We start from the raw sequence: 20,594 nt of genomic DNA on the forward strand, positions 1-20,594 counted from the left end.
TGCCACGCGAGGCGCCTCCCCCGCAGGGCGCCGCTCTCCTGATCGGTCGATCCTCGGCGAGTGCGACCACGCGGTACGGGTGCACCGGATCGCGTCACACTATCCGCCCAGTTCAGCGTGAGGCGACGAGCGTGACAAATTCCACGCCCCTTACAACCGGTCAATTTGCTCAAAACTCATCCCTCCCCGCCCTCCCTTTGGCCCGTCCTTTACTCGCGCCCCCCTTCCGTCCCTGCTAGGAGCACACTCCTTCCGCCGCGTTCCGCCCCGTGAACGTGGGGGTCGCGGAGGGTGCGGGAGCGTCCGCGCCGTCGGGCTTCCCGTCGGCCCCCGGCGTCTTTCCGGTGCTCGGGGTCACCATCACCGGCCTGTCCTCACGGAGTTCCCCGAAGAGCTGGCTCGCCGCGGGCTGTACCAGTTCGTCCCGGTTCGCGTCGGAGGAGTAGGGGCGTCGGGGAACCGTGAGGAACTGCACCTTCTCCGTCGGGATCGCCCGCATCGAACGCGCCAGGTCGTAGAGGTCCCGCAGCGAGTCGAGGCCGGGGTCGGTCGTGATAGACCGGGTGGCCGCGTCAAGAACCGGATACAGCTTCGCCGGGTTCAGCAGCACCCCGTCGCTCTGCACCTTGTTGACGAGCGCGCCGAGGAACTGCTGCTGCCGGTCCATGCGTTCCGTGTCGCTGCCGTCGCCGATGGACTTCCGCGCCCGGACGAACCCCAGCGCCTGCTCGCCGTGGAGCGTCTGACGGCCCGCGGGCAGCTTCAGCTTCGCGTCCGGATCGTCCACCGGTTCCTTGAGGCAGACCTCCACCCCGTCGACCGCGTCCACCATCTTCTTGAAGCCCCGGAAGTCGATGACCATGTGGTGGTCCACCCGGACGCCGGTCAGCTTCTCGACCGTACGGATCGTGCACGCCGCCCCGCCGAACTCGAAGGCCCAGTTGAACTGCGCGAACTGCTCCCGGGTCCGGCTCCCGTCCGGCTTCAGACAGCCCGGGATCGTCACCATCAGATCGCGGGGCAGGGAGACGGCGGTCGCGCTCGTCTTCCCCGCCGCCAGGTGCAGCAGGATCGTGGTGTCGGACCGCTGGGTGCCCTCGTCCCTGCCGTACGGGCTGTTCCCGGCGCCCGCCCGGGTGTCCGAACCGATCAGCAGGATGTTCCGGGCGGCGGAGGTGCCCGCGGGCGGGCGCTCCTTCTCGTACTTCCGCAGTTCCGCCTCGGCGGTGGTGTCCGTGGTGATGTTGCCGTCGAGCTTCCGGTAGAACCACCATCCGACCCCGGCGGCGCCCAGCACGACGACCGAGACGCCGAGCGCGGTCCACCGCAGCCAGTGGCGTCGGCGCGGTGCCGGAGGGGCGTCGGACGCCGTGTCCTGTGCCTCCGGGGGATCCGGTTCGGCGGGCGAGCCCGCGCGGTCCGTCACGTCTGAGTCCGTCCTTCGTCGCATCGGCGGCGCGCCGGGCGACCGCCGGCCGTAGAGGGAGACGGCGGAACCCGGGGCGTGGTTGTGCGGAAGGAGTCGACTCCCCCCGGCCGATCATGTACCGGCGGGGGCGCGCGGACCGGGGGACTCGGCGCGTCGATGGGCCGAACGAGTGGGGTTTCGGCGGGGCCGGGGTGCGCTCGGGTGAGTGGCGGGCGGGGTCTCGCCGGGCCAGGGGCGCGCCGGGGCGAGTGACGGGCGGGCGCCGGTGGGGGCGCGCGGGCGTCCGGGGCACGGCCGGGGCGTCTTCGTCGGGGAGGGGCGTGCGGGTGTTCCTCGTCGGCGTCCTCGTCGGCGTCGGCGGGAGTGTTGGGCGTCGGCGGTGGCGTGGGCGCGAGGGGCGCGCGTGCGGGGCCGGTACGGCCTCCGGCCGCCCGGGGTGGCCGGAGGCGTTCGGCGTGGCCGGGGCGGGCGGAGCCGCTCACGGCGCCGAGGGTCCGGGTGATGCCCCGTCCGCCACGGAGCGGGCGGGGCACGGGTGCCGGGCGGGTCAGACCGCCGTGACCGTCACCCGTTCGCTCTCCACCCGCTTGGCCAGGGCGTCGGCCGCCGACCGGTCCAGGTTCCGGCAGAGGACCACGGAGCCGCCCGCCGCGAGGGGCGCGTACAGACCGGCCGACAGCCCCTCCCAGTCCCCGTACCCCAGCCCCGACAGCAGCCGCGAACCGGCGGTCAGATCGCGCTCCGCCGCGTCCGCGCGGGCCCGCTCGACGAGCTGAGCGCCGCTGAGCTCCGTACCGTCGACGACAAGGGCCGGAGCGCCCGGGTCGACCGGGACGAACGGGGCGAAACGGTCTCCCTGGCTGGGGACTTCGACCGCGTAGTCCGCGTACCCGGCGGGCACCGCGGGGAACCGGCGGCCCAGGGGGGCCAGGGACAGCGCGATCCGCTCCCCGGAGCAGGCGAGCCCCGCCTCCAGCGAGTCCGGCCCCGCGACCACGACGTCCGCGTCCGCCGGGTCGCCGCCGATCTCCGCGGTCACCCCGACGGAGGAGCAGGCCAGCAGCCAGACGGCGGTCTGCCAGTGGGCGGGCAGCAGCAGCGCCAGCCGGTCGCCCGGCGCGGCGGACAACTCGCCCTGGAGCAGGTTCGCCGTCTTCGCCACCCAATTGGCGAAGGTGGCGACGGACAATTCCACCCGTTCACCGGTGGCGTCGTCGTAGAAGGTGACCAAGGGGCGGGCGGCGTCCGCGGCGAGCGCGGATCGCAGCAGGTCGGCGGGGGTGCGGTCGCTGGCGTTCACGCCGGACAGCGTACGCGGGCGGGCCCGGCCGGGTCCGCCGTACCGGTGACGCCGTCCACCGGTCGGCCCGACGGCCCGTCAGCCTCCCGGCCCGCTCCCGGCGCGCGGAACGCCCCGGAGGTCCGCAGGATCGGCCCATGCGTGCCTCACTCGCCTCCTCGATCGCAGTCGCCTGCGCGGCGGTCCTCGCCCTGCCGGTCTCCTTCACCGCGCCCGCGACGGCCGTGGCGCCCCCGGCGGCCGGACGGCCACCGGCGGTCTCGGCGCTGCCCCCCGCACCCGAACTCCCCGGCTCCACCCAGTCGCTGCCGCTGGCCCCGCTCGGGCCCGCCTCCCGCGCGCTGGGCGGCGGGCCCGACGCCACGGCCGAGCAGGGCCTCACCCGACGTGACGTCAGGCCCTTCTCGCTCGTCGGCGTCGTGTGGGACGACCCGAAGGCCGTCCTGCACGGCACCGTGCAGGTCCGCACCCGGGCCACCGGAACCGGCACCTGGTCGGAGTGGCAGGACGTCGAGACCCACAACGAGGAGCACGGCGCCGACCCCGACACCGCCGAGGGCACGGACCGGAGGCTCAAGGGCGCCACCGCCCCGCTGTGGGTGGGCGACTCGGACGGCGTGGAGATCCGCGTACGGGGCGAGGAACCGCTCCCCGAGGGCCTGCGCCTGGAACTGGTGGACCCCGGAGAGTCCCCGGCGCCGGAGGGGCGGCCCGCGCCGGACGGGGAGACGGACGCGGAGACGGGTGCGGCGGACGCGCCGGACGCGGAGGCCGGAACCGGAACCGGCACGGAGACGGGAGCCGGGACGGAGGCGGGCGTGACGGCGGAGGCCGGGGCCGGTGCCGATTCCTTCGGTCCCGACTCCTGGACCGGTCCCGATTCCTTCGGTCCCGACTCGGGGATCGGTCCGGCCGCGACGGCGGAGGCGGAGACCGGCACGGAGGCGGAGACCCGTACCGACGCACGGACCGCCACGGAGGTGCGCGCCGGGGCGGACGGCGGGGCCGGTGCGCCCCGGACCCGCGCGGTGGCGGGGCCGCTCCTCTCGCCGGAGCCCCTCGGCCCTCCCGGTTCCCCCGGCCGGCTCGGCGAGGGCGTCGCCGCCGTGGCGAGCGAGGTCGACGCCCACCTCGCCCCGTACGGCTCGGCCTGGATCCCGGCCGTGTCGAAGGAGGCCGCCCAGGTCGCCGCCCCGTTCCTGCCGGAGACGGGTGCGGGGGCGGCAGAGGCGGCGGGGATCGCGGGGGCGGCCCAGACGGCGCAGGCTCCCGCCGCGCGGCCCGCCGCGGCCGCCGCCCAGCCGTACATCGGCCCCCGCCCGAAGATCATCACCCGTAAGGGCTGGGGCGCGGACGAACGTCTCCGCGAGAAGGGCTTCGTCTACACGAAGACCGTCAAGGCGGCCTTCGTGCACCACAGCGCGACCGGCAACAACTACACCTGCCGTCAGGCCCCCTCCGTGCTGCGGAGCATCTACCGCTACCACGTGAAGAGCAGCGGCTGGCGGGACTTCGGCTACAACTTCGCCGTCGACAAGTGCGGGAACATCTACGAGGGCCGGGCCGGTGGCGTGACCAAGCCGGTCCTCGGCGCGCACACCCTCGGCTTCAACACCAACAGCATGGGCATCGTCGTCCTCGGCACCTTCGGCAGGACCACCCCGCCCGCCGCCGCCGTGACCGCCGTCGCCCGGCTGACGGCCTGGAAACTGGGGCTCCACGGAGTGAACCCCAAGGGCACGACGTACCTCGTCTCAGGCGGTGGAAACCGGTACAAGAAGGGCACGCGCGTGCGGTTCAACACCATCGCCGGACACCGCGACGGATTCGCCACCGAGTGCCCCGGCGCCCGCCTGTACGGCAAGCTCGGCACCGCCCGCACCAGCTCCGCGAAGTACCAGGGAAGGCGCTGATGGGGTCATCGGGGCAACCATCCGCATAAACTGACCGGTCATATCGCACGGACGACCGAGACGGGCGAGCCGACCGGCCCCGAAACAGGAAGCAGAGACGACAAGGTGACTGAAGCGATCCTCCTGGTCGGTGGCAAGGGAACGAGGCTGCGACCGCTCACGGTCAACACGCCCAAGCCCATGGTTCCGGCGGCGGGCGTCCCCTTCCTGACGCACCAGCTGGCCCGCGCCCGCGCCGCCGGAGTCGAGCACATCGTGCTCGCCACCTCCTATCTGGCCGAGGTCTTCGAGCCGCACTTCGGCGACGGCTCCTCGCTCGGGCTGAGCCTGGAGTACGTGACCGAGGAGGAGCCGCTGGGCACCGGCGGCGCGATACGCAACGTGGCGTCCCGGCTCAGGTCCGGACCCGACGAGCCGGTCCTCATCTTCAACGGGGACATCCTCACGGGTCTCGACATCCGGGCGCTGGTCGCCACCCACGCCGACTCCGGCGCGGACGTCTCGCTCCACCTCACCCGGGTCGACGACCCGCGCGCCTTCGGTCTCGTCCCCACGGACGCCACCGGGCGCGTCACGGCCTTCCTGGAGAAGCCGCAGACACCGGAGGAGATCGTCACCGACCAGATCAACGCGGGCGCGTACGTCTTCCGGCGCTCGGTCATCGACACGATCCCCACCGGCCGGCCCGTCTCCGTCGAGCGGGAGACCTTCCCGCAGCTGCTCGCCGGGGGCGCCCACCTCCAGGGCATGGTCGACTCCACGTACTGGCTGGACCTCGGCACCCCCCAGGCGTTCGTACGCGGCTCCGCCGACCTGGTCCTCGGCCGCGCCCCGTCCCCCGCCGTGCCGGGCCGCTGCGGCGACCGGCTGGTCCTGCCGACGGCCCGGGTCGCCCCGGACGCCAAGCTGACCGACGGTACGGTCGTCGGCGCCGACGCCGTCGTCGGCGAGGGCGCCAGGATCAGCGGCTCGACGCTCCTCGCGGGCGCGGTGGTCGAACCCGGCGCGGTGATCACCGACTCCCTGATCGGCGCGGGCGCCCGCATCGGCGCCCGTACGGTCCTCACCGGCGCGGTGATAGGCGACGGCGCCCAGGTGGGCGCGGACAACGAACTCCGCGACGGCATCAGGATCTGGTGCGACGCCACCCTTCCCCCGGGCGCGGTCCGCTTCTCCTCGGACCAGTAGGAACCGGCCCCGGAAGGCCGCCCGGCGCGGCCCGCCGGGCAGCCGGTGAGTGATGCGCCGGGGGCACCGGGGACACGGCCCCGACGAGCGCGCGGCCACCGGGTGGGTCTCCGGCCCGCCCTCCCGGTGGGCCGCCCGGCCTCCGGCGTACGCCCCAGGCCACCCGGCCTCCGGCGTACGCCCCCGCTCTTGCGGCGAGCCGCCCGGCGGCCCCCGGGCCCGCCGGGCCGCCCGGTCCTCTCCCCGGTCCGACTACCCTCGCCTACATGGCAGGCCGTTTCACGCCCCCCGCTCACCCCACGCGCGCCAGTGCGCGCGGTGGGCATGTGGTCGTGCCGCTCGCCGGGGGCGCCCCGCTCGATCTGGGGCTCACGCTCGGACCGCTCCGGCGCGGTCCCGCCGACCCCGCCTTCCGGGTCACCCCGGACGGGTCCGTCTGGCGGGCCAGCCGGACCCCCGAGGGGCCCGGCACCCTCCGGGTCGCGGTCCGCGAGGGGCGCGCCGTCGCCGAGGCGTGGGGCGCGGGCGGCCCCTGGCTCCTGGAGCGGCTCCCGGCGCTCCTCGGAGCCGAGGACGACCCCGGGGCCTTCGTCCCCCGGCACAAGCTGCTCCTGGCGGCGCACCGGCGCCGTCCCGGCCTCCGCCTCACCCGGACCGGGCTGGTCCTGGAGACGCTGGTCCCCACGGTCCTCGAACAGAAGGTGACGGCGGACGAGGCCTACCGGTCCTGGCGGCTGCTCGTGCGGAAGTACGGCGAGCCCGCGCCGGGCCCGGCCCCCGACGGCATGTACGTGATGCCCGACGCGCGCGGGTGGGCGGCGATCCCCTCCTGGGAGTGGCACCGCGCGAACGTGGACGGCAGCCGCTCGGCGACGATCGTCCGCGCGGCACGGGTGGCCGCCCGCCTGGAGGAGGCCGCCGGGATGGACCCGGTGGCGGCCCGCGAGCGCCTGGAGCTGGTCCCGGGCATCGGCCCCTGGACGAGCGCCGAGACGGTCCAGCGCAGCAACGGCGCCCCGGACGAGATCACCACGGGGGACCTGCACCTGCCGGGCATCGTCGGCTGGGCCCTCGCGGGCGACCGCACGGCCGACGACGCCACCATGCTGGAGCTCCTGGCCCCCTACGCGGGCCAGCGCCACCGCGCCGCCCGCCTGATCCTCCTCAGCGGCCGCGTCCCGCCCCGCAGGGCACCGAGGATGACCCCGGGCGACATCACCCGCATCTGAGTCCGGCTCTGAGCCCGGCCGGGGAAAGCGGCTGGGGAAAGCGGCTGGGGAAAGCGGTCCCCCGCACGGCTCCCCGGGCCTCCTGGCGAGCACGGCCCCCCGGGCCTTCCGCCGCCTACTCCGAGTCCGGATGCAGCTGCACCCATCGCCCGCCGACCCACTTCATCTCCACGCCGTAGTACGGCGGGGGCACGGCGGGAGCCGGTCCCCGCACCCCGGGGCCGGACGGCTTCCGGCCCCGTCCGGAAGCCGCCTTTCCCCCGGAGCTCCTCTTCGGGGAGGCCGTCTTCTTCGCGGGCGCCGCCTTCCTGACGGACGAGGCGGTCTTCCCGGCGGACGTGGCTGCCTTCTCCGCGTCCCGTGCCTTCCGCGCGTCCCGCCCGCGCAGCTCGTCGATCCGGCGCAGCATCTCGGCCCGGCTCATCGGCTTCGGGGGCTTCGGTTTCGTGGCGGCGGTCCTGGCGGCGGTCCTGGCGGCCGCGGCGGCCGCCGCCCGGACGGGCACGCCCGTCACCGGGCGGCACGCGCGGTGTGCGGGCCGCCGGTCACCGACGAGGACGAGCTTCTTCGCGCTGACGGGCTGCGCGCAGACGACGCAGTGTCTGAGCCCCGGACCGCTGGACGTGGACATGCCCCCCCCTGATCGCACTCGGCCGGTACGAAGGCCGGTGCCCCGGTCCGTCGGACGGCGGCACGCCTTCCGCGCGGGCTTCCCGGTAGCCCCCTGGCTGCCCCCGTGGGCTACCGCACCTCGATGAACTCCGCCGCCGTCCGGGCCGCCCGTTCCCTCGGGGCCGTCGCGGGGTGGCCGATCGCCACCGCGCCCAGCGGGTCCCAGTCTGCGGGCAGGCCGAGGACCTCCCGTACGACGTCCCGGCAGAACATCGTCGAGGACACCCACGCCGAGCCCAGCCGCTCACCCGCGAGGGCCACCAGGAAGTTCTGCACGCCCGCGCCCGCCGCGACCACGAACATCTCGCGCTCGGCGGTGTCCCGGCGCGCGTCGCCGTAGTGGTGGGCGCCGTCCATCACGAGGCAGGGCACGGCCAGATAGGGCGCGGAGCGCAGGACGTCCCCGCGCCGCACCCGCTTGGCCACGGACTCCTCGGACTTCCCGTCCCGCCGCAGGTCCGCGATCCACGCGTCCCGCATCGCGTCCAGCAGCCGGGTCCGCGACCGCTCGGACTCCAGGAGCACGAACCGCCAGGGCGTGGTGTGGTGCGGTGCGGGCGCCGTCACGGCGGCGGCGACCGCCCGCCGTACCGCCCCGGGATCGACCGGCTCGCCGGTGAACTCCCGTACGGTCCGCCGCAGCGTCACCGCCTCCCGTACGGCCTCCGAGGTGCCCAGCCGGAACATGTCGTCGGCGGCCCCGCGCACCAGCCTCCGCGCGCCCGGCTCGTCGTCCCCCGCGACCACGTGCGGCAGTCCCCGGACGACGGCGACCGGCAGCCCGGCCGCCTTGCCCTTCACCAGGTCCCCGGCGGCGGCGAGTTCGTCGGCGGTGGCGACCACGGTCGCGCTCAGCGGATTGCCGTGCGCGTCCGTCCCGCCCCGCAGGTCGTCGAGGACCCGCACCCCGGCCGCCCCGATCGCCACGTCGGTCAGCCCGGCGCGCCAGGGGCGCCCGAAGGTGTCGGTGACGACGACGCCCACGTCCACGCCGAGCGCCTCGCGCAGCCCGGCCCGGATGCGTCGGGCCGAGGCGTCGGAGTCCTCGGGCAGCAGCAGGACCGTCCCGGCGGGGGTGTTGGAGGCGTCGACCCCGGCGGCGGCCATGACGAGCCCCTGCCGGTTCTCGACGATCCGCAGGGTGCCGCGCCGCGCCACCACCCGCACGGTCTCGGCGTCGATGGCCTCCTCGCGGTCGGCGGCGGCGACCACCCGGCCCTCGGCCTTGCTCACGATCTTGGAGGTGACGAGGAGGACGTCCCCGTCGGCGAGCTCCGGCACGGCCCCGGCGATCAGCTTCGCGAGGTCGTCGCCGGGCGCCACCTCGGGCAGCCCGGCCGGTGCCCAGACCCGGTAGGAGGGGGGCGCGCCGGTCATCCGCGCACCTCCTCGGCGAGCGCCAGCGCCTCCCGTGCCATCGCGGCCGTCGCGTCGGTGTCGGTCATCATCAGCGGGACCGCCCGGCAGCGGATGCCCGCCGCCTCGACGTCCGCGACCGCGTCCGCGTCGACGGTGTCGACGAGCCAGCCGCCGATGAGCTCGGCGCCGTAGTTCCGGGCGACGGCCGCCGCCGTGGACTCCACGCCGACCGCCGCGAGCACCTTGTCGGCCATGCCCCGCACGGGCGCGTCACCGACGATGGGGGAGAGGCCCACGACCGGCGCGGGCGAGGCGACGACCGCCTCGCGGATGCCGGGCACGGCGAGGATCGTCCCGACGCTGACGACGGGGTTGGACGGCGGGAAGAGGATGACGTCCGCCGAGGCGAGGGCCTCCAGGACGCCGGGTGCGGGCTTCGCGGTCTCGGCGCCGACCGGCACGATCGCCTCGGCGTCCACGGAGGCGCGCAGCTTCACCCAGTACTCCTGGAAGTGCACCGCGCGCCGCTCCCCGTCCACCTCGATCGCCACATGCGTCTCGACGCGGTCGTCGGACATGGGAAGCAGGCGCACCCCGGGCTGCCAGCGGGCGCACAGCGCCTCGGTGACGGCGCTCAGCGGATAGCCCGCGCCGAGCATCTGCGTACGGACGATGTGGGTGGCGAAGTCCCGGTCGCCGAGCCCGAACCACTCGGGCCCGACCCCGTAGGCCGCGAGTTCCCCCTTGACGGTGAAGGACTCGTCGCGGCGGCCCCAGCCCTGTTCCTCGTCGATGCCACCGCCGAGGGTGTACATCACCGTGTCCAGGTCGGGGCAGACCTTCAGCCCGAAGAGATGGATGTCGTCACCGGTGTTGCCGATGACCGTGATCTCCGCGTCCGGCACGGCCTGCTTGAGGCCGCGAAGGAAACGGGCACCACCGATGCCGCCTGCCAGAACCACGATGCGCATGGGGAGCAGTCTGTCAGGCCGTCAGGCGACGACGGCCTCAGGGGCGGCCGGGGCGCACTGGGCGAGCGGCGACTCGTGCATGGGCATCTCGGTGAGGCCGGGGAAGTAGACGTGCAGGCTGACGGCGGGTTCGAGGGAGTCGTTGACGACCTCGTGGACGTACCCCGGCGCGAAGACGCGTTCCCCGCCGGGCGTGAGCGTCCGCGCGCCCCTGTCCGTGCGTTCGGTCAGCTCGCCCTCCAGGACGGTCAGCACACCGGAGGAGGGGCCGTGGTCGTGGCTCCCGCTGCCCTGGCCGGGCACCCAGGAGAGCAGCCACACCTCGTAGCCGGGGCCGGTGCGCAGCCGGTGGTACCAGCGGGTGGTGGTGTCGTACTCGACGTACGGGGCCCACTGGGAGCGGTCGGCGGCGATGGAACGCGCGAGCCCGGCGAACTCGGCCACGGTGACGGGGTGGGCGCGCTCGGGCTGGAGGAGGTGCGGGACCTCGAGGATGTCGCCGGCGATCTGAAGGTCGCTGTCCATGTTCATGGGTGGGGAGGTTCCTCAGCAGAAACAGAAGCGGTGGGGGGTCACGGAGAAGTGGTGACGCGAGTGACGCGGGTGACGCTGAAAGGAAAAGCTGGAGCTCTACGGCATCAACAGCTGGGACAGCAACAGCAACAGCGCGCCTGGACAGCGCTGCGGAACCCACGGCGGTGGGTCGCGGAGAGCGCTGCGGTCGCTGGCATGCCACCAAAGGTGGCCGGAGGCGCACCCGACTGTCAACCCAATGCCCGATTTGTGGGTAATGTTTCACTCATCCGGTTACTGTGCGTGGAGAAGGTTTGGTCATGCGTCGACCAGGACAGGCGCCGCTTCGGCGGGCCTGTCGGGCGGGCGGGCGTGACCGGAATGTGATTCGGCTCGCTTCCCCGGCCGGATCGCAACAGGATCCGCGCCCCGAACGTCCTTCCTGGTGAAGGTGCCCGGCATCGCCTGGTCGGCGCCTTGTGTCATGTTTTTGGTGATTTGAACACTTTCCGCATACGCTTGGTTCCGCAGAGTGAATACCGGACCCAATAGCAGATCTCGGCTTGACTCACGCAGAGCACAAACTTGTAATTTCACTCGTGTCGTTCGGCCGGGTACGCAACGGCAACACCACGGGGACGCACAGAACAGACGAGGGGCGCACATGACCGAGTTGTTCCAGGAACTGCTGGTCGAGGACGCGGACGAAGAACTCGGCTGGCAGGAGCGCGCACTGTGCGCCCAGACCGATCCCGAGTCCTTCTTCCCCGAGAAGGGCGGCTCGACCCGCGAAGCCAAGAAGGTCTGCCTCGCCTGCGAGGTCCGCTCGGAGTGTCTTGAATACGCCCTCCAGAACGACGAACGGTTCGGCATCTGGGGCGGTCTCTCCGAGCGCGAGCGACGTCGGCTGAAGAAGGCCGCCGTCTGAACGGCACACCGCCCGCCGGGCGCCCCGCGCCCCGACGCGCACACCGCGCCACGCAGACCACCACGGAACGGTCCGCCCCTGTGCACCATCCACAGGCGGCGGACCGTTCCGCGTTTCCCCGGGGAAGCCGGACCTCCACCCCACCCAGCCCCTTCCCCGCCCTTGTCCACAGGCGATGGACACGTTCCTCCCGCTCTGTCCACAGGGCGGCGGACCGCTTCGCGCGCAGCCGTTAGTGTGGGCCTCCGTCCGAGACGCACCCCACGCCCCCCGCGGGCGACCCCGGCCGGAGGGCCCGTAGCTCGATGTCCTCAACTCCTGAGTTTCCGCGACACGTCGTCACCGCCGTGCTCGTCACCCACGACGGCGCACGCTGGCTGCCGGACGCCCTCGCCGGGCTGCTCGCCCAGGAACGCCCTGTGCAGAACGCGGTCGCCGCCGACACCGGCAGCGCCGACGACTCGGCCCAGCTCCTCGCCGAAGCCCTCGGAGCCGACCGCGTCCTGCACCTCGCGCGCCGCACCGGCTTCGGCGCCGCCGTCGAGGAGGCGTCCCGCACCGCGCCCCTGCTCGGAGCGGAGGACCTGCCCTATCTGAAGCGCCCCAGCGGCTGGGACCCCGTCAGCCGGACCTGGAACGACGACGCGTACGACCTCCCCGAACTCCCGCACGGCGAACCGGTCCAGTGGCTCTGGCTCCTCCACGACGACTGCGCCCCCGAGCCCAGCGCCCTCGCCGAACTCCTCCGCGTCGCCGACTCCGACGCGGACGCCGCCGTCATCGGCCCCAAACTGCGCGGCTGGTACGACCGCAAGCAGCTCCTGGAGGCCGGTGTCTCCATCGCCCGCAGCGGCCGCCGCTGGACCGGACTCGACCGCCGCGAGCAGGACCAGGGCCAGCACGACCAGGTCCGCTCCGTCCTCTCCGTCTCCACCGCCGGCATGCTGATCCGCCGTGACGTCTTCGAGGAACTCGGCGGCTTCGACCGCCGCCTGCCCCTCATGCGCGACGACGTCGACCTGTGCTGGCGCGCCCACTCCGCCGGCCACCGCGTCCTCGTCGCCCCCGAAGCCGTCCTCCGGCACGCCGAGGCCGCCGCCCGCGAGCGCCGCACCGTCGACTGCGCCGGACGCACCGCCGCCAACCCGCACCGCGTCGACAAGGCCGGAGCCGTCCACACCCTCCTCGCCAACACCCGGGGCGCCACCCTCCCGTACGTCTTCGTCCGCCTCGTCCTCGGCACCCTGTTCCGCACCCTCGCCTACCTCGTCGGCAAGGCCCCCGTCCAGGCCGTCGACGAACTGATGGGCCTCCTCACGACCCTGCTGCGCCCCGAGAAGATCCTCGCCGCCCGCAAGCGCCGCAAGAACCCGGCCGTCCCCGCGAGCGAACTCCGCCCGCTGTTCCCGCCGCCCGGCGCCACCGTGCGCGCCGCCGTCGAACAGTTCACCGCCGACTTCGGGGGCTCCGAGACCGAGCCCGGCGGCTCCCGCCACGGCGTCGTCGAGTCCGGCCCCGGCGGCGACGACGCCGACTACCTGGAGGTCGAGCAGTTCGCCCGGCTGAAGAAGATCGCCCGCAAGCCGGGCCCGGTCCTCTTCGCCCTGCTGCTCCTGGTCTCCCTCGTCGCCTGCCGCAACCTCCTCGCGGGCGGCTCGCTCGCGGGCGGTGCCCTGCTGCCCGCCCCCGACACCGTCTCCGGCCTCTGGTCGCGGTACGCCGACGCGTGGCACGCCCTCGGCACCGGCGGCACCCAGAGCGCCCCGCCCTACCTCGCCGTCCTGGCCGCGCTCTCCGCGCTCTTCCTCGGCTCCACCTCCACCGCGCTGACCCTGCTGCTCGTCTGCTCGGTCCCGCTCGCGGGCTGCACCGCGTACTTCGCCGCCCGGGGCATCGTCGAGTCCCGCCTCCTGCGCGCGTGGGGCGCCATCGCGTACGCCTTCCTGCCCGCCGTCACCGGAGCCCTCGCCACCGGCCGCCTCGGCACCGCGGTCCTCGCGGTCCTGCTGCCCCTCACGGCCCGCGCCGCCGTCGCCGCGCACGGCTTCAACCGGCCCGACCGGGGCAGTTGGCGCGCCACCTGGGCGTACACCTTCCTGCTCACCTTCACGACCGCGTTCACCCCGGCCGTCTGGCCGCTCGCGGTCCTCCTCGGGCTCGGCGTCCTCGTCGTCCGCCGCTCCGACATCACCGCGTACGGGCTGCGCTTCCTCGCCACCGTCGGCACCCCGCTGCTCGTCCTCGCGCCCTGGTCGCTCACCCTCCTCACCGACCCCGCCGCCTTCCTCCACGAGGCCGGGCTCGACGTCCGTACCGGTACGGCCACCGCGCTCGACCTGCTCGGCACCAGCCCCGGCGGCCCCGGCACCACCGGCGGCCTCCTCCTGCTCGGCCTCGTCCTCGCGGGTCTCGCCGGACTGCTCCGCGAGGAGCGGCAGCTCGCCGTCCGCGCCGCCTGGGCCGCCGCCCTCGCCGGACTCCTCCTCGCCGTCCTCTCGAACGGCGCGGGCGGCACCGGCTGGGCCGGACCCGCCACCCTCGTCTACGGCGCCGCCCTCATCGCCGCGGGCATGATCGGCGCCGAGGGCGGCCGCACCCGCGTCGCCGCCCACGGCTTCGGCTGGCGCCAGCCCGTCGCCGCCCTCATCGCCCTCGCCTGCGCCATCGGCCCGGCCGCCGCCGCCGTCGGCTGGATGTTCGGCGGCGCCGACGGCCCGCTGACCCGCCGCGACCCCGTGCAGGTACCGGCGTTCGTCGCCGAGGAGAGCGGCACCCGCGACCAGCCCCGCACCCTCGTCCTCGGCGCGGGCGCCCCCGGCGAGGTCGCCTACACCCTGGTGCGCGGCTCCGGCGCCCGCCTCGGCGACGGCGAACTCACCGCCGCCGCCGACCCGGACCGGCGCCTCGACTCCGTCGTCGCCCATCTGGTCGCGGGCTCCGGCGCCGACCAGACCCAGGAGCTCAGCGGGTACGCCGTCCGCTACGTCCTGGTCCGCGACGGCGCCCCGCGCGAACTGGGCCGGGTCCTCGACTCCACCCCCGGTCTCAGCCGCCTCAGCCAGCTCGACGGCAGCGCGCTCTGGCGCGTCGACCGCGAGATCGCCCGGATCATGATCGTTCCGCCCGCCGCGAAGAACCCCGACGCGGCCCCGGCCGACACCGCCAAGGCGTCCGCCCCGGTCGCCGTCGCCGCCGGTCCCGTCGAGGCGCACACCGAGATCCCGGCCGGTCCCGCTGGCCGTGTCCTGCGTCTCGCCGACCGCGCCGACGACGGCTGGACCGCCACCCTCGACGGCAAGGAACTGCCCCGCACCACCGTCGACGGCTGGGCCCAGGGCTTCGAGCTGCCCGCCGGGGGCGGCCGCCTCGACATCACGTACGACCAGCCGTTCACCCACACCGTGTGGATCTGGATCCAGGTCGGCCTCGCCGTCGTCCTGCTCGTCCTCGCCCTGCCTGGACGGCGCCGTCAGATCGACGACGACCTGCCCGAGGAGGAGGCGGCGATCCCCGCCCAGGCCGCCGAGGGCGACAGCCGCCGGGCCCGCCGACTGCGCGCCGCCGCCGAGGCGGAGGCCGAGGCCGGGACGGGGACGGAAGAGCCCGGGACCGACCCGGAGGGGCAGCCGTACGAGCCCCGGGAGTGGGACGCCGCCGGAGACCCGGGGGTCCCCGCCCCGCAGCAGCCCCCCGTCTACGCCGAGCAGGCCGGCCACCCCGGCCAGGAGTACTCCGCCGACCCCTACCAGCAGCAGCCGTACGCGTACCCCCAGCAGGGCTACGACCCGCAGCGGCCGTACCCGGACCAGCCGTACCAGGACCAGGGCTACGCACAGCCGCAGACGTACGAGGGACAGCAGACGTACGGAGAGCGGCCGCGGTACGAGGGACAGCAGACGTACGACGGCCACCAGGGCTACGACCCCCAGAACCCGCAGAACCCTCAGAACCCCCCGAGCTACGACCCGTACGGCTACGGCCAGGGATACCCCCAGGACCGAGAGAACCAGCAGCGTCCCGACGGGAGCAGCAACCAGTGAAGCGCACCACCCTCTCCCTGTTCGCGGCCGCCACGGCCCTCGCCGCCGTCACCGGCTTCGCGTCCCTCACCGCCCCCGGCGGCCCCACTGCCCCCGAGGCCAAGGCTCCCGCCCGGCTGCCGGTGCAGCGCGCCGCGGTGGTCTGCCCGGCCCCCAGCACCTCCGAGCTCGCCGAGACCCTCTACACCTCGTACACCCCGCCGAGCGCCACGGGCACGGGCGCGGCCCCGAACGGCCCGGCGGGGAAGGCGGAGCAGCCCACCGCCCGGCTGCGGCCCGCCGCGAACGCCGCCGCGGACGGCACCGGCAAGAAGCCCGGGACGGCCAAGGCCCCGGCCACCGTCACCGCCCCCGGCAAGCCCGTCACCGTCCAGGCCGACGGCAGCGGCGTCCCCGCGCTCGCCGGCGCCGCGACCGGCTCCCTCGCCCCCGGCTGGACCGTCCAGCAGACCACCGTCGTCCCGGCGGGCGGCTCGCGCGGTCTGCACGGCCTCTCCTGCGGCGTCCCCGACACCGACTTCTGGTTCCCGGCCGCCTCCACCGCCACGGGACGCCAGGACTACGTCCACCTCACCAACCCGGACGACACGGCGGCCGTCGCCGACATCCAGCTCTACGGAGCCAAGGGCGCCCTCAAGTCCCAGTTCACCGAGGGCATCCCGGTCCCGGCCCGCTCCACCGTCCCGGTCCTCCTCTCCACCCTGACCGCCGAGCCCGGCCAGTGGGACGTCACCGTCCACGTCACCACCCGCAGCGGCCGGATCGGCGCCGCCCTCGCCGCCGCCGACGAGAAGCTCGGCGGCGACTGGCTCCCGCCCTCCGCCGACCCGGCGGGCACCGCCGTGTTCCCCGGCATCCCGGCCGACGCCACCTCCGTGCGCGTGACGGCCTACGTCCCCGGCGACGACGACGCCGACCTCAAGGTCCAGCTGGCCACCGCGACCGGCACGATCGTCCCGGCGGGCGCCGACAGCCTCCTCGTGAAGTCCGGCATGACGGCCTCCCTCGACCTGCCGGACCTCACCCGGGGCCAGACCGCCTCCCTGGTCCTCACCCCGAGCGACCCGAAGAAGCCGGTGCCGTTCGTCGCCGCGCTCCAGATCGTCCGGGGCAAGGGAGCCAAGTCCGACATCGCGTTCGTGCCCGCGACGGCCCCCGTCGCCGCCCGTGCGACCGTCGCCGACAACCGGGCCAAGGCCTCGACACTGGCCCTGACGGCGGTCGGCTCCGCCGCCCAGGTGAAGATCACCGCCTCGGCCGGATCCGCCGGGGGGACACCCGTGTCGAGGACCGTGACCGTGAAGGCGGGCACGACGGCCGCCGTCACCGACCTCGTCCCCGAGGGCCTCAAGGGCTCCTACGCGCTGACCGTGGAACCGGTCTCCGGCGGCAAGGTGTACGCGTCGCGGATGCTGGCGCTCCCGCAGGACGGCGTCCCGATGTTCACCGTCCAGCCCCTCCTCGACGACCGGGGCATGGTGGAGGTCCCGGCGGCCCGCCAGGACCTCGGCGTCCTGGACTGACCGCCCGGAAGACCGGGCGCCCACGGACAGGGAAGCCCTCCCCCAGGGGATCCCCGTACGGCTCAGTCCTGCCCGTACCGGGGATCGACCGACTCGGGGGAGAGGCCCAGCAGCTCCGCGACCTGTTCCACGACCACCTCGTGGACCAGGAGCGCCCGGTCCTCACGGCTCTTGGAGCGGATCTCCACCGGTCGCCGGTAGACGACGACCCGGGCGGGCTCGCCCTTCTCCGCGGGCGCGGACCCGCCCAGCGGCACCGTCTCGCCCGGCACCGGCGGCGGCACCTCCATCACCAGGAACTCGACGTCCGCCAGCTGCGGCCAGCGCCGCTCCAGGCGCTCCACCGAGTCCAGCACCAGATCGCGGAAGGTGTCGGACCGGCTCGCGGAGAGCGGCACCTGCGGCGGGGCGACGGGCCCGCGCATCCCCCGGCCGTGCCGGTCACGACGGCGCACCCGGGGCTCCGCCGGGGGCTCCGTGGGGCTCTGCTGGGGGCTCGGCGGCACAGGACTGTCCATCACTGACGCAGCGTAACCCCCCTCGGTCCCCGCGCACGGTGAAGCATCCCCGCCACCGTCCGGCACGCTCCCGCCCGGCCGCCCGGCCCCGCGTCGAAACCAGAACAATCCGGCCAATCGTCCGCTCGTTCCCGTGGTCCGAGGTGTTCGGCCATCTGGCCGTGGACGGCCTGATCCGTACCCCGGAACGTCCGGACCGACTCCCGGCCGCACCTCCTTGCGAGCCTTCCCCCGCAGGTCGGAAGAGCCCGCCCGGAGGGCCCGGTGGCGGAGGCCGCACCACGACACGGTGGAGTGACCTGAGGGAGAGTCGTCGCGGCCCGCTCAAGAGTGCGGTACCGTCCAACGTCGTGAGCCCTGTACGTCGCTGTTCGCGCACCGCGTGCGGCCGCCCTGCCGTCGCGACACTGACGTACGTCTATGCCGACTCGACTGCGGTCCTCGGCCCGCTCGCCACCTACGCCGAGCCCCACTGCTACGACCTGTGCGCCCAGCACAGCGAGCGCCTCACCGCCCCGCGCGGCTGGGAGGTCGTGCGGCTCACCGACGGTTCCGCCCCGCCCCGCCCCAGCGGCGACGACCTCGAAGCGCTGGCCAACGCGGTACGGGAGGCGGCCCGCCCCCAGGAACGCGCGGCCGACGCGGGCGGCAAGGGCCGGGGCGGCGACCCCATGGAGGTCGGCCGCCGAGGGCACCTCAGGGTCCTGCGCTCCCCCGACAACTGACCGCAACCGGCCACCGTCGCGTCCCCCCTCCTGCGCTCCGGGTAGTTTGGGCGTTCCGTCCACGCGCCGCACCGCGTGGGAAGAACTCAGGAGGGTGGATCCGTGACTGCCGATCTGTCGCAGATCGTGAAGGCGTACGACGTCCGCGGAGTGGTCCCCGACCAGTGGGACGAGACCCTGGCCGAGCTCTTCGGCGCGGCCTTCGTGCGCGTGACCCGGGCCGACGCGATCGTCATCGGCCACGACATGCGGCCCTCGTCGCCCGGCCTCTCGAACGCCTTCGCGCGCGGCGCGGCCCGCCTCGGCGCCGACGTCACCCTGATCGGGCTCTGCTCCACCGACCAGCTGTACTTCGCCTCCGGCAGCCTCGGCCTGCCCGGCGCCATGTTCACCGCCTCGCACAACCCGGCCCAGTACAACGGCATCAAGATGTGCCGCGCGGGCGCCGCCCCGGTCGGCCAGGACACCGGCCTGACCGAGATCCGCGAGCTGACCGAGCGCTGGTCGGAGACCGGAGCGCCGGAGGCGGCCGCGACCCCGGGCACGATCACCGAGCGGGACACCCTCACCGACTACGCGGACCACCTGAGGTCCCTGGTCGACCTGACCGCGATCCGGCCCCTCAAGGTCGTCGTCGACGCGGGCAACGGCATGGGCGGCCACACCGTCCCCACGGTCCTCGGCGGGCTGCCCCTGGACATCGTCCCGATGTACTTCGAGCTCGACGGCACCTTCCCGAACCACGAGGCCAACCCGCTCGACCCGAAGAACATCGTCGACCTCCAGGCCCGTGTCCTGGCCGAGGGCGCCGACCTCGGCCTCGCCTTCGACGGCGACGCCGACCGCTGCTTCGTCGTCGACGAGCGCGGCGAGCCGGTCCCCCCGTCCGCGATCACGGCCCTCGTCGCCGCCCGCGAACTGGCGAAGCACCCCGGCGGAACGATCATCCACAACCTGATCACCTCCTGGTCGGTGCCGGAGGTCGTCCGCGAGCACGGCGGTGAGCCCGTCCGCACCAGGGTCGGCCACTCCTTCATCAAGGAGGAGATGGCGAAGAGCGGCGCGATCTTCGGCGGCGAGCACTCGGCGCACTACTACTTCAAGGACTTCTGGAACGCGGACACCGGGATGCTCGCCGCGCTCCACGTCCTCGCCGCCCTCGGCGGCCAGGACGGCACCCTGTCCGACCTGGTCTCCGCGTACGACCGCTACGCGGCCTCGGGCGAGATCAACTCCACCGTCGCCGACCAGACGGCCAGCACCACCAAGGTGCGCGCGGCCTACGAGAACGGGGACGTCGTCCTCGACGAGCTCGACGGCCTCACCGTGACGGCCGAGGACTGGTGGTTCAACCTCCGCGCCTCGAACACCGAGCCGCTGCTGCGCCTCAACGTCGAGGCCCGTGACGCGGCCACCATGGCCAAGGTCCGCGACGAGGTCCTCGCTCTGGTCCGGGCGACGGACTGAGCCGGGCGACCGCCGGGGGACGGGGCGGTCCCCGCCCCCCGGCGGTAGGCTGACCTGGCCCGTAGGGCAGCACCACCACCGTTTGTCCGAAGGGAAACCCCATGCCGCTCGAAGCCGGCCTCCTGGAGATCCTGGCCTGCCCCGCGTGCCACGCTCCGCTGAACGACCGCACGGCGGACGAGACCCCCGAACTCCTCTGCACCAACAAGGACTGCGGCCTCGCGTACCCGGTCCGCGACGACATCCCGGTCCTCCTGACGGACGAGGCCCGCCGCCCGTCCTGACCCGGGGACACACCCCGAGGAGGGGATACGTCTCCGGGGCCGACGGCCCGGCCCGGCGCGGAGACGCAAGGGAGCCGCCCGCCGAGGCCCGGCCGGGCACACCCGACTGAACACGAGGGCCACCCGGGACCGGAATCCACGAAGCCCCGCCCGGGAAGAACCACCCTGGAAGAACCACCCGCGGAGGTACGGCTCAGGCTCCGGCGGACCCGGCCGGAAGCGGCTGCCCCGGAAAGGCCCCCGGGAAGGGCCCGCCACGACGGACCGTCGGGGGAGGGCCGCTCCCGGAAAGCTCCGCTCCTGGAGGACCGTCATGGGAGAGACCACCCGGGTGGCCCTGGCCCGGAAGCGCTGTTCCGGGAAGAACCACGCAAGGAAGACCACCCCGGGAAGAACCACGCCAGGAAGAACCACCCCGGGAAGGTCCGCCCGCGTGGACGAGCCAGGAAGGGCCGCTCCGGAACGGTCCGCCCCGGTGGACGCCGTCGGGAAGGAGCATCCCGGGAAGGAACGCCGTGGAGAGACCCTCCCCGCC

Annotated in this window: 16 protein-coding genes; 9 read left to right on the plus strand and 7 right to left on the minus strand. The window is 74.4% G+C overall.

Annotation, left to right across the window (positions count from 1 at the left end; translation table 11 throughout):
- Positions 1-235 precede the first annotated feature (235 nt).
- Positions 236-1,426 carry an LCP family protein gene (locus ACIRQY_RS27625; protein WP_351791609.1) on the minus strand — a complete coding sequence of 397 codons (1,191 nt, stop codon included), beginning with the start codon at positions 1,424-1,426 and terminating at the stop codon, positions 236-238.
- Positions 1,427-1,976: 550 nt separating this feature from the next.
- Positions 1,977-2,729, minus strand: a complete 753-nt coding sequence (locus ACIRQY_RS27630; RefSeq protein ID WP_403930353.1) for a TIGR03089 family protein — start codon at positions 2,727-2,729, stop codon at positions 1,977-1,979.
- 137 nt (positions 2,730-2,866) lie between these two features.
- On the opposite strand from ACIRQY_RS27630, the gene ACIRQY_RS27635 reads away from it, so the two are divergent.
- From ACIRQY_RS27635 to ACIRQY_RS27645, 3 genes are all read left to right on the plus strand, one after another.
- The gene (locus tag ACIRQY_RS27635) at positions 2,867-4,642 is read left to right on the plus strand and encodes a peptidoglycan recognition protein (RefSeq protein WP_403930355.1); all 1,776 of its coding nucleotides are present in this window, start codon (positions 2,867-2,869) and stop codon (positions 4,640-4,642) included.
- 105 nt (positions 4,643-4,747) lie between these two features.
- Positions 4,748-5,830 (plus strand): NDP-sugar synthase, encoded by a 1,083-nt coding sequence (locus ACIRQY_RS27640; RefSeq protein WP_351791618.1) that lies wholly within the window; start codon positions 4,748-4,750, stop codon positions 5,828-5,830.
- 266 nt (positions 5,831-6,096) lie between these two features.
- Positions 6,097-7,059, plus strand: a complete 963-nt coding sequence (locus ACIRQY_RS27645) for a DNA-3-methyladenine glycosylase family protein (protein ID WP_403930357.1) — start codon at positions 6,097-6,099, stop codon at positions 7,057-7,059.
- 115 nt (positions 7,060-7,174) lie between these two features.
- Here the strand turns inward: ACIRQY_RS27645 and ACIRQY_RS27650 are convergent, their stop codons facing one another.
- The 4 genes from ACIRQY_RS27650 to ACIRQY_RS27665 all read right to left on the minus strand — a co-directional run bounded on the left by ACIRQY_RS27650 (position 7,175) and on the right by ACIRQY_RS27665 (position 10,592).
- Positions 7,175-7,690: a hypothetical protein gene (locus ACIRQY_RS27650; RefSeq protein WP_403930359.1), complete on the minus strand. Its 516-nt coding sequence runs from the start codon at positions 7,688-7,690 to the stop codon at positions 7,175-7,177.
- A gap of 110 nt (positions 7,691-7,800) precedes the next feature.
- A complete protein-coding gene (locus tag ACIRQY_RS27655; RefSeq protein ID WP_403930361.1) occupies positions 7,801-9,108 on the minus strand; it encodes a coenzyme F420-0:L-glutamate ligase in 1,308 nt (435 codons plus the stop codon).
- Complete coding sequence (gene cofD, locus ACIRQY_RS27660; protein ID WP_403930362.1) at positions 9,105-10,061, minus strand: 2-phospho-L-lactate transferase; 957 nt, start codon at positions 10,059-10,061, stop codon at positions 9,105-9,107. Before cofD ends, ACIRQY_RS27655 begins: the two co-directional genes overlap by 4 nt.
- Before the next feature lie 21 nt (positions 10,062-10,082).
- The gene (locus ACIRQY_RS27665; RefSeq protein WP_351791632.1) at positions 10,083-10,592 is read right to left on the minus strand and encodes a cysteine dioxygenase family protein; all 510 of its coding nucleotides are present in this window, start codon (positions 10,590-10,592) and stop codon (positions 10,083-10,085) included.
- Positions 10,593-11,238: 646 nt separating this feature from the next.
- On the opposite strand from ACIRQY_RS27665, the gene ACIRQY_RS27670 reads away from it, so the two are divergent.
- The 3 genes from ACIRQY_RS27670 to ACIRQY_RS27680 all read left to right on the plus strand — a co-directional run bounded on the left by ACIRQY_RS27670 (position 11,239) and on the right by ACIRQY_RS27680 (position 17,065).
- Entirely contained in the window at positions 11,239-11,502 is a 264-nt protein-coding gene (locus tag ACIRQY_RS27670) for a WhiB family transcriptional regulator (protein WP_015033978.1), read from the plus strand.
- Positions 11,503-11,807: 305 nt separating this feature from the next.
- Positions 11,808-15,542, plus strand: a complete 3,735-nt coding sequence (locus tag ACIRQY_RS27675) for a glycosyltransferase family 2 protein (protein WP_403930364.1) — start codon at positions 11,808-11,810, stop codon at positions 15,540-15,542.
- Complete coding sequence (locus ACIRQY_RS27680; RefSeq protein ID WP_403930365.1) at positions 15,539-17,065, plus strand: DUF5719 family protein; 1,527 nt, start codon at positions 15,539-15,541, stop codon at positions 17,063-17,065. Before ACIRQY_RS27675 ends, ACIRQY_RS27680 begins: the two co-directional genes overlap by 4 nt.
- A gap of 62 nt (positions 17,066-17,127) precedes the next feature.
- Here the strand turns inward: ACIRQY_RS27680 and ACIRQY_RS27685 are convergent, their stop codons facing one another.
- Positions 17,128-17,583: a metallopeptidase family protein gene (locus ACIRQY_RS27685; protein WP_351791675.1), complete on the minus strand. Its 456-nt coding sequence runs from the start codon at positions 17,581-17,583 to the stop codon at positions 17,128-17,130.
- Positions 17,584-17,933: 350 nt separating this feature from the next.
- Here ACIRQY_RS27685 and ACIRQY_RS27690 point away from each other — a divergent pair, with 350 nt between their 5' ends.
- The 3 genes from ACIRQY_RS27690 (at position 17,934) to ACIRQY_RS27700 (ending at position 20,059) form a co-directional block, all read left to right on the plus strand.
- A complete protein-coding gene (locus ACIRQY_RS27690; RefSeq protein ID WP_351791641.1) occupies positions 17,934-18,308 on the plus strand; it encodes a DUF3499 domain-containing protein in 375 nt (124 codons plus the stop codon).
- Positions 18,309-18,410: 102 nt separating this feature from the next.
- Entirely contained in the window at positions 18,411-19,775 is a 1,365-nt protein-coding gene (locus tag ACIRQY_RS27695) for a phosphomannomutase/phosphoglucomutase (protein ID WP_403930367.1), read from the plus strand.
- Between the two features lie 101 nt (positions 19,776-19,876).
- The gene (locus ACIRQY_RS27700; protein WP_351791647.1) at positions 19,877-20,059 is read left to right on the plus strand and encodes a Trm112 family protein; all 183 of its coding nucleotides are present in this window, start codon (positions 19,877-19,879) and stop codon (positions 20,057-20,059) included.
- Positions 20,060-20,594: the final 535 nt, after the last annotated feature.

It is taken from the genome of Streptomyces sp. NPDC101490, assembly GCF_044767145.1.
GTDB lineage: Bacteria > Actinomycetota > Actinomycetes > Streptomycetales > Streptomycetaceae > Streptomyces.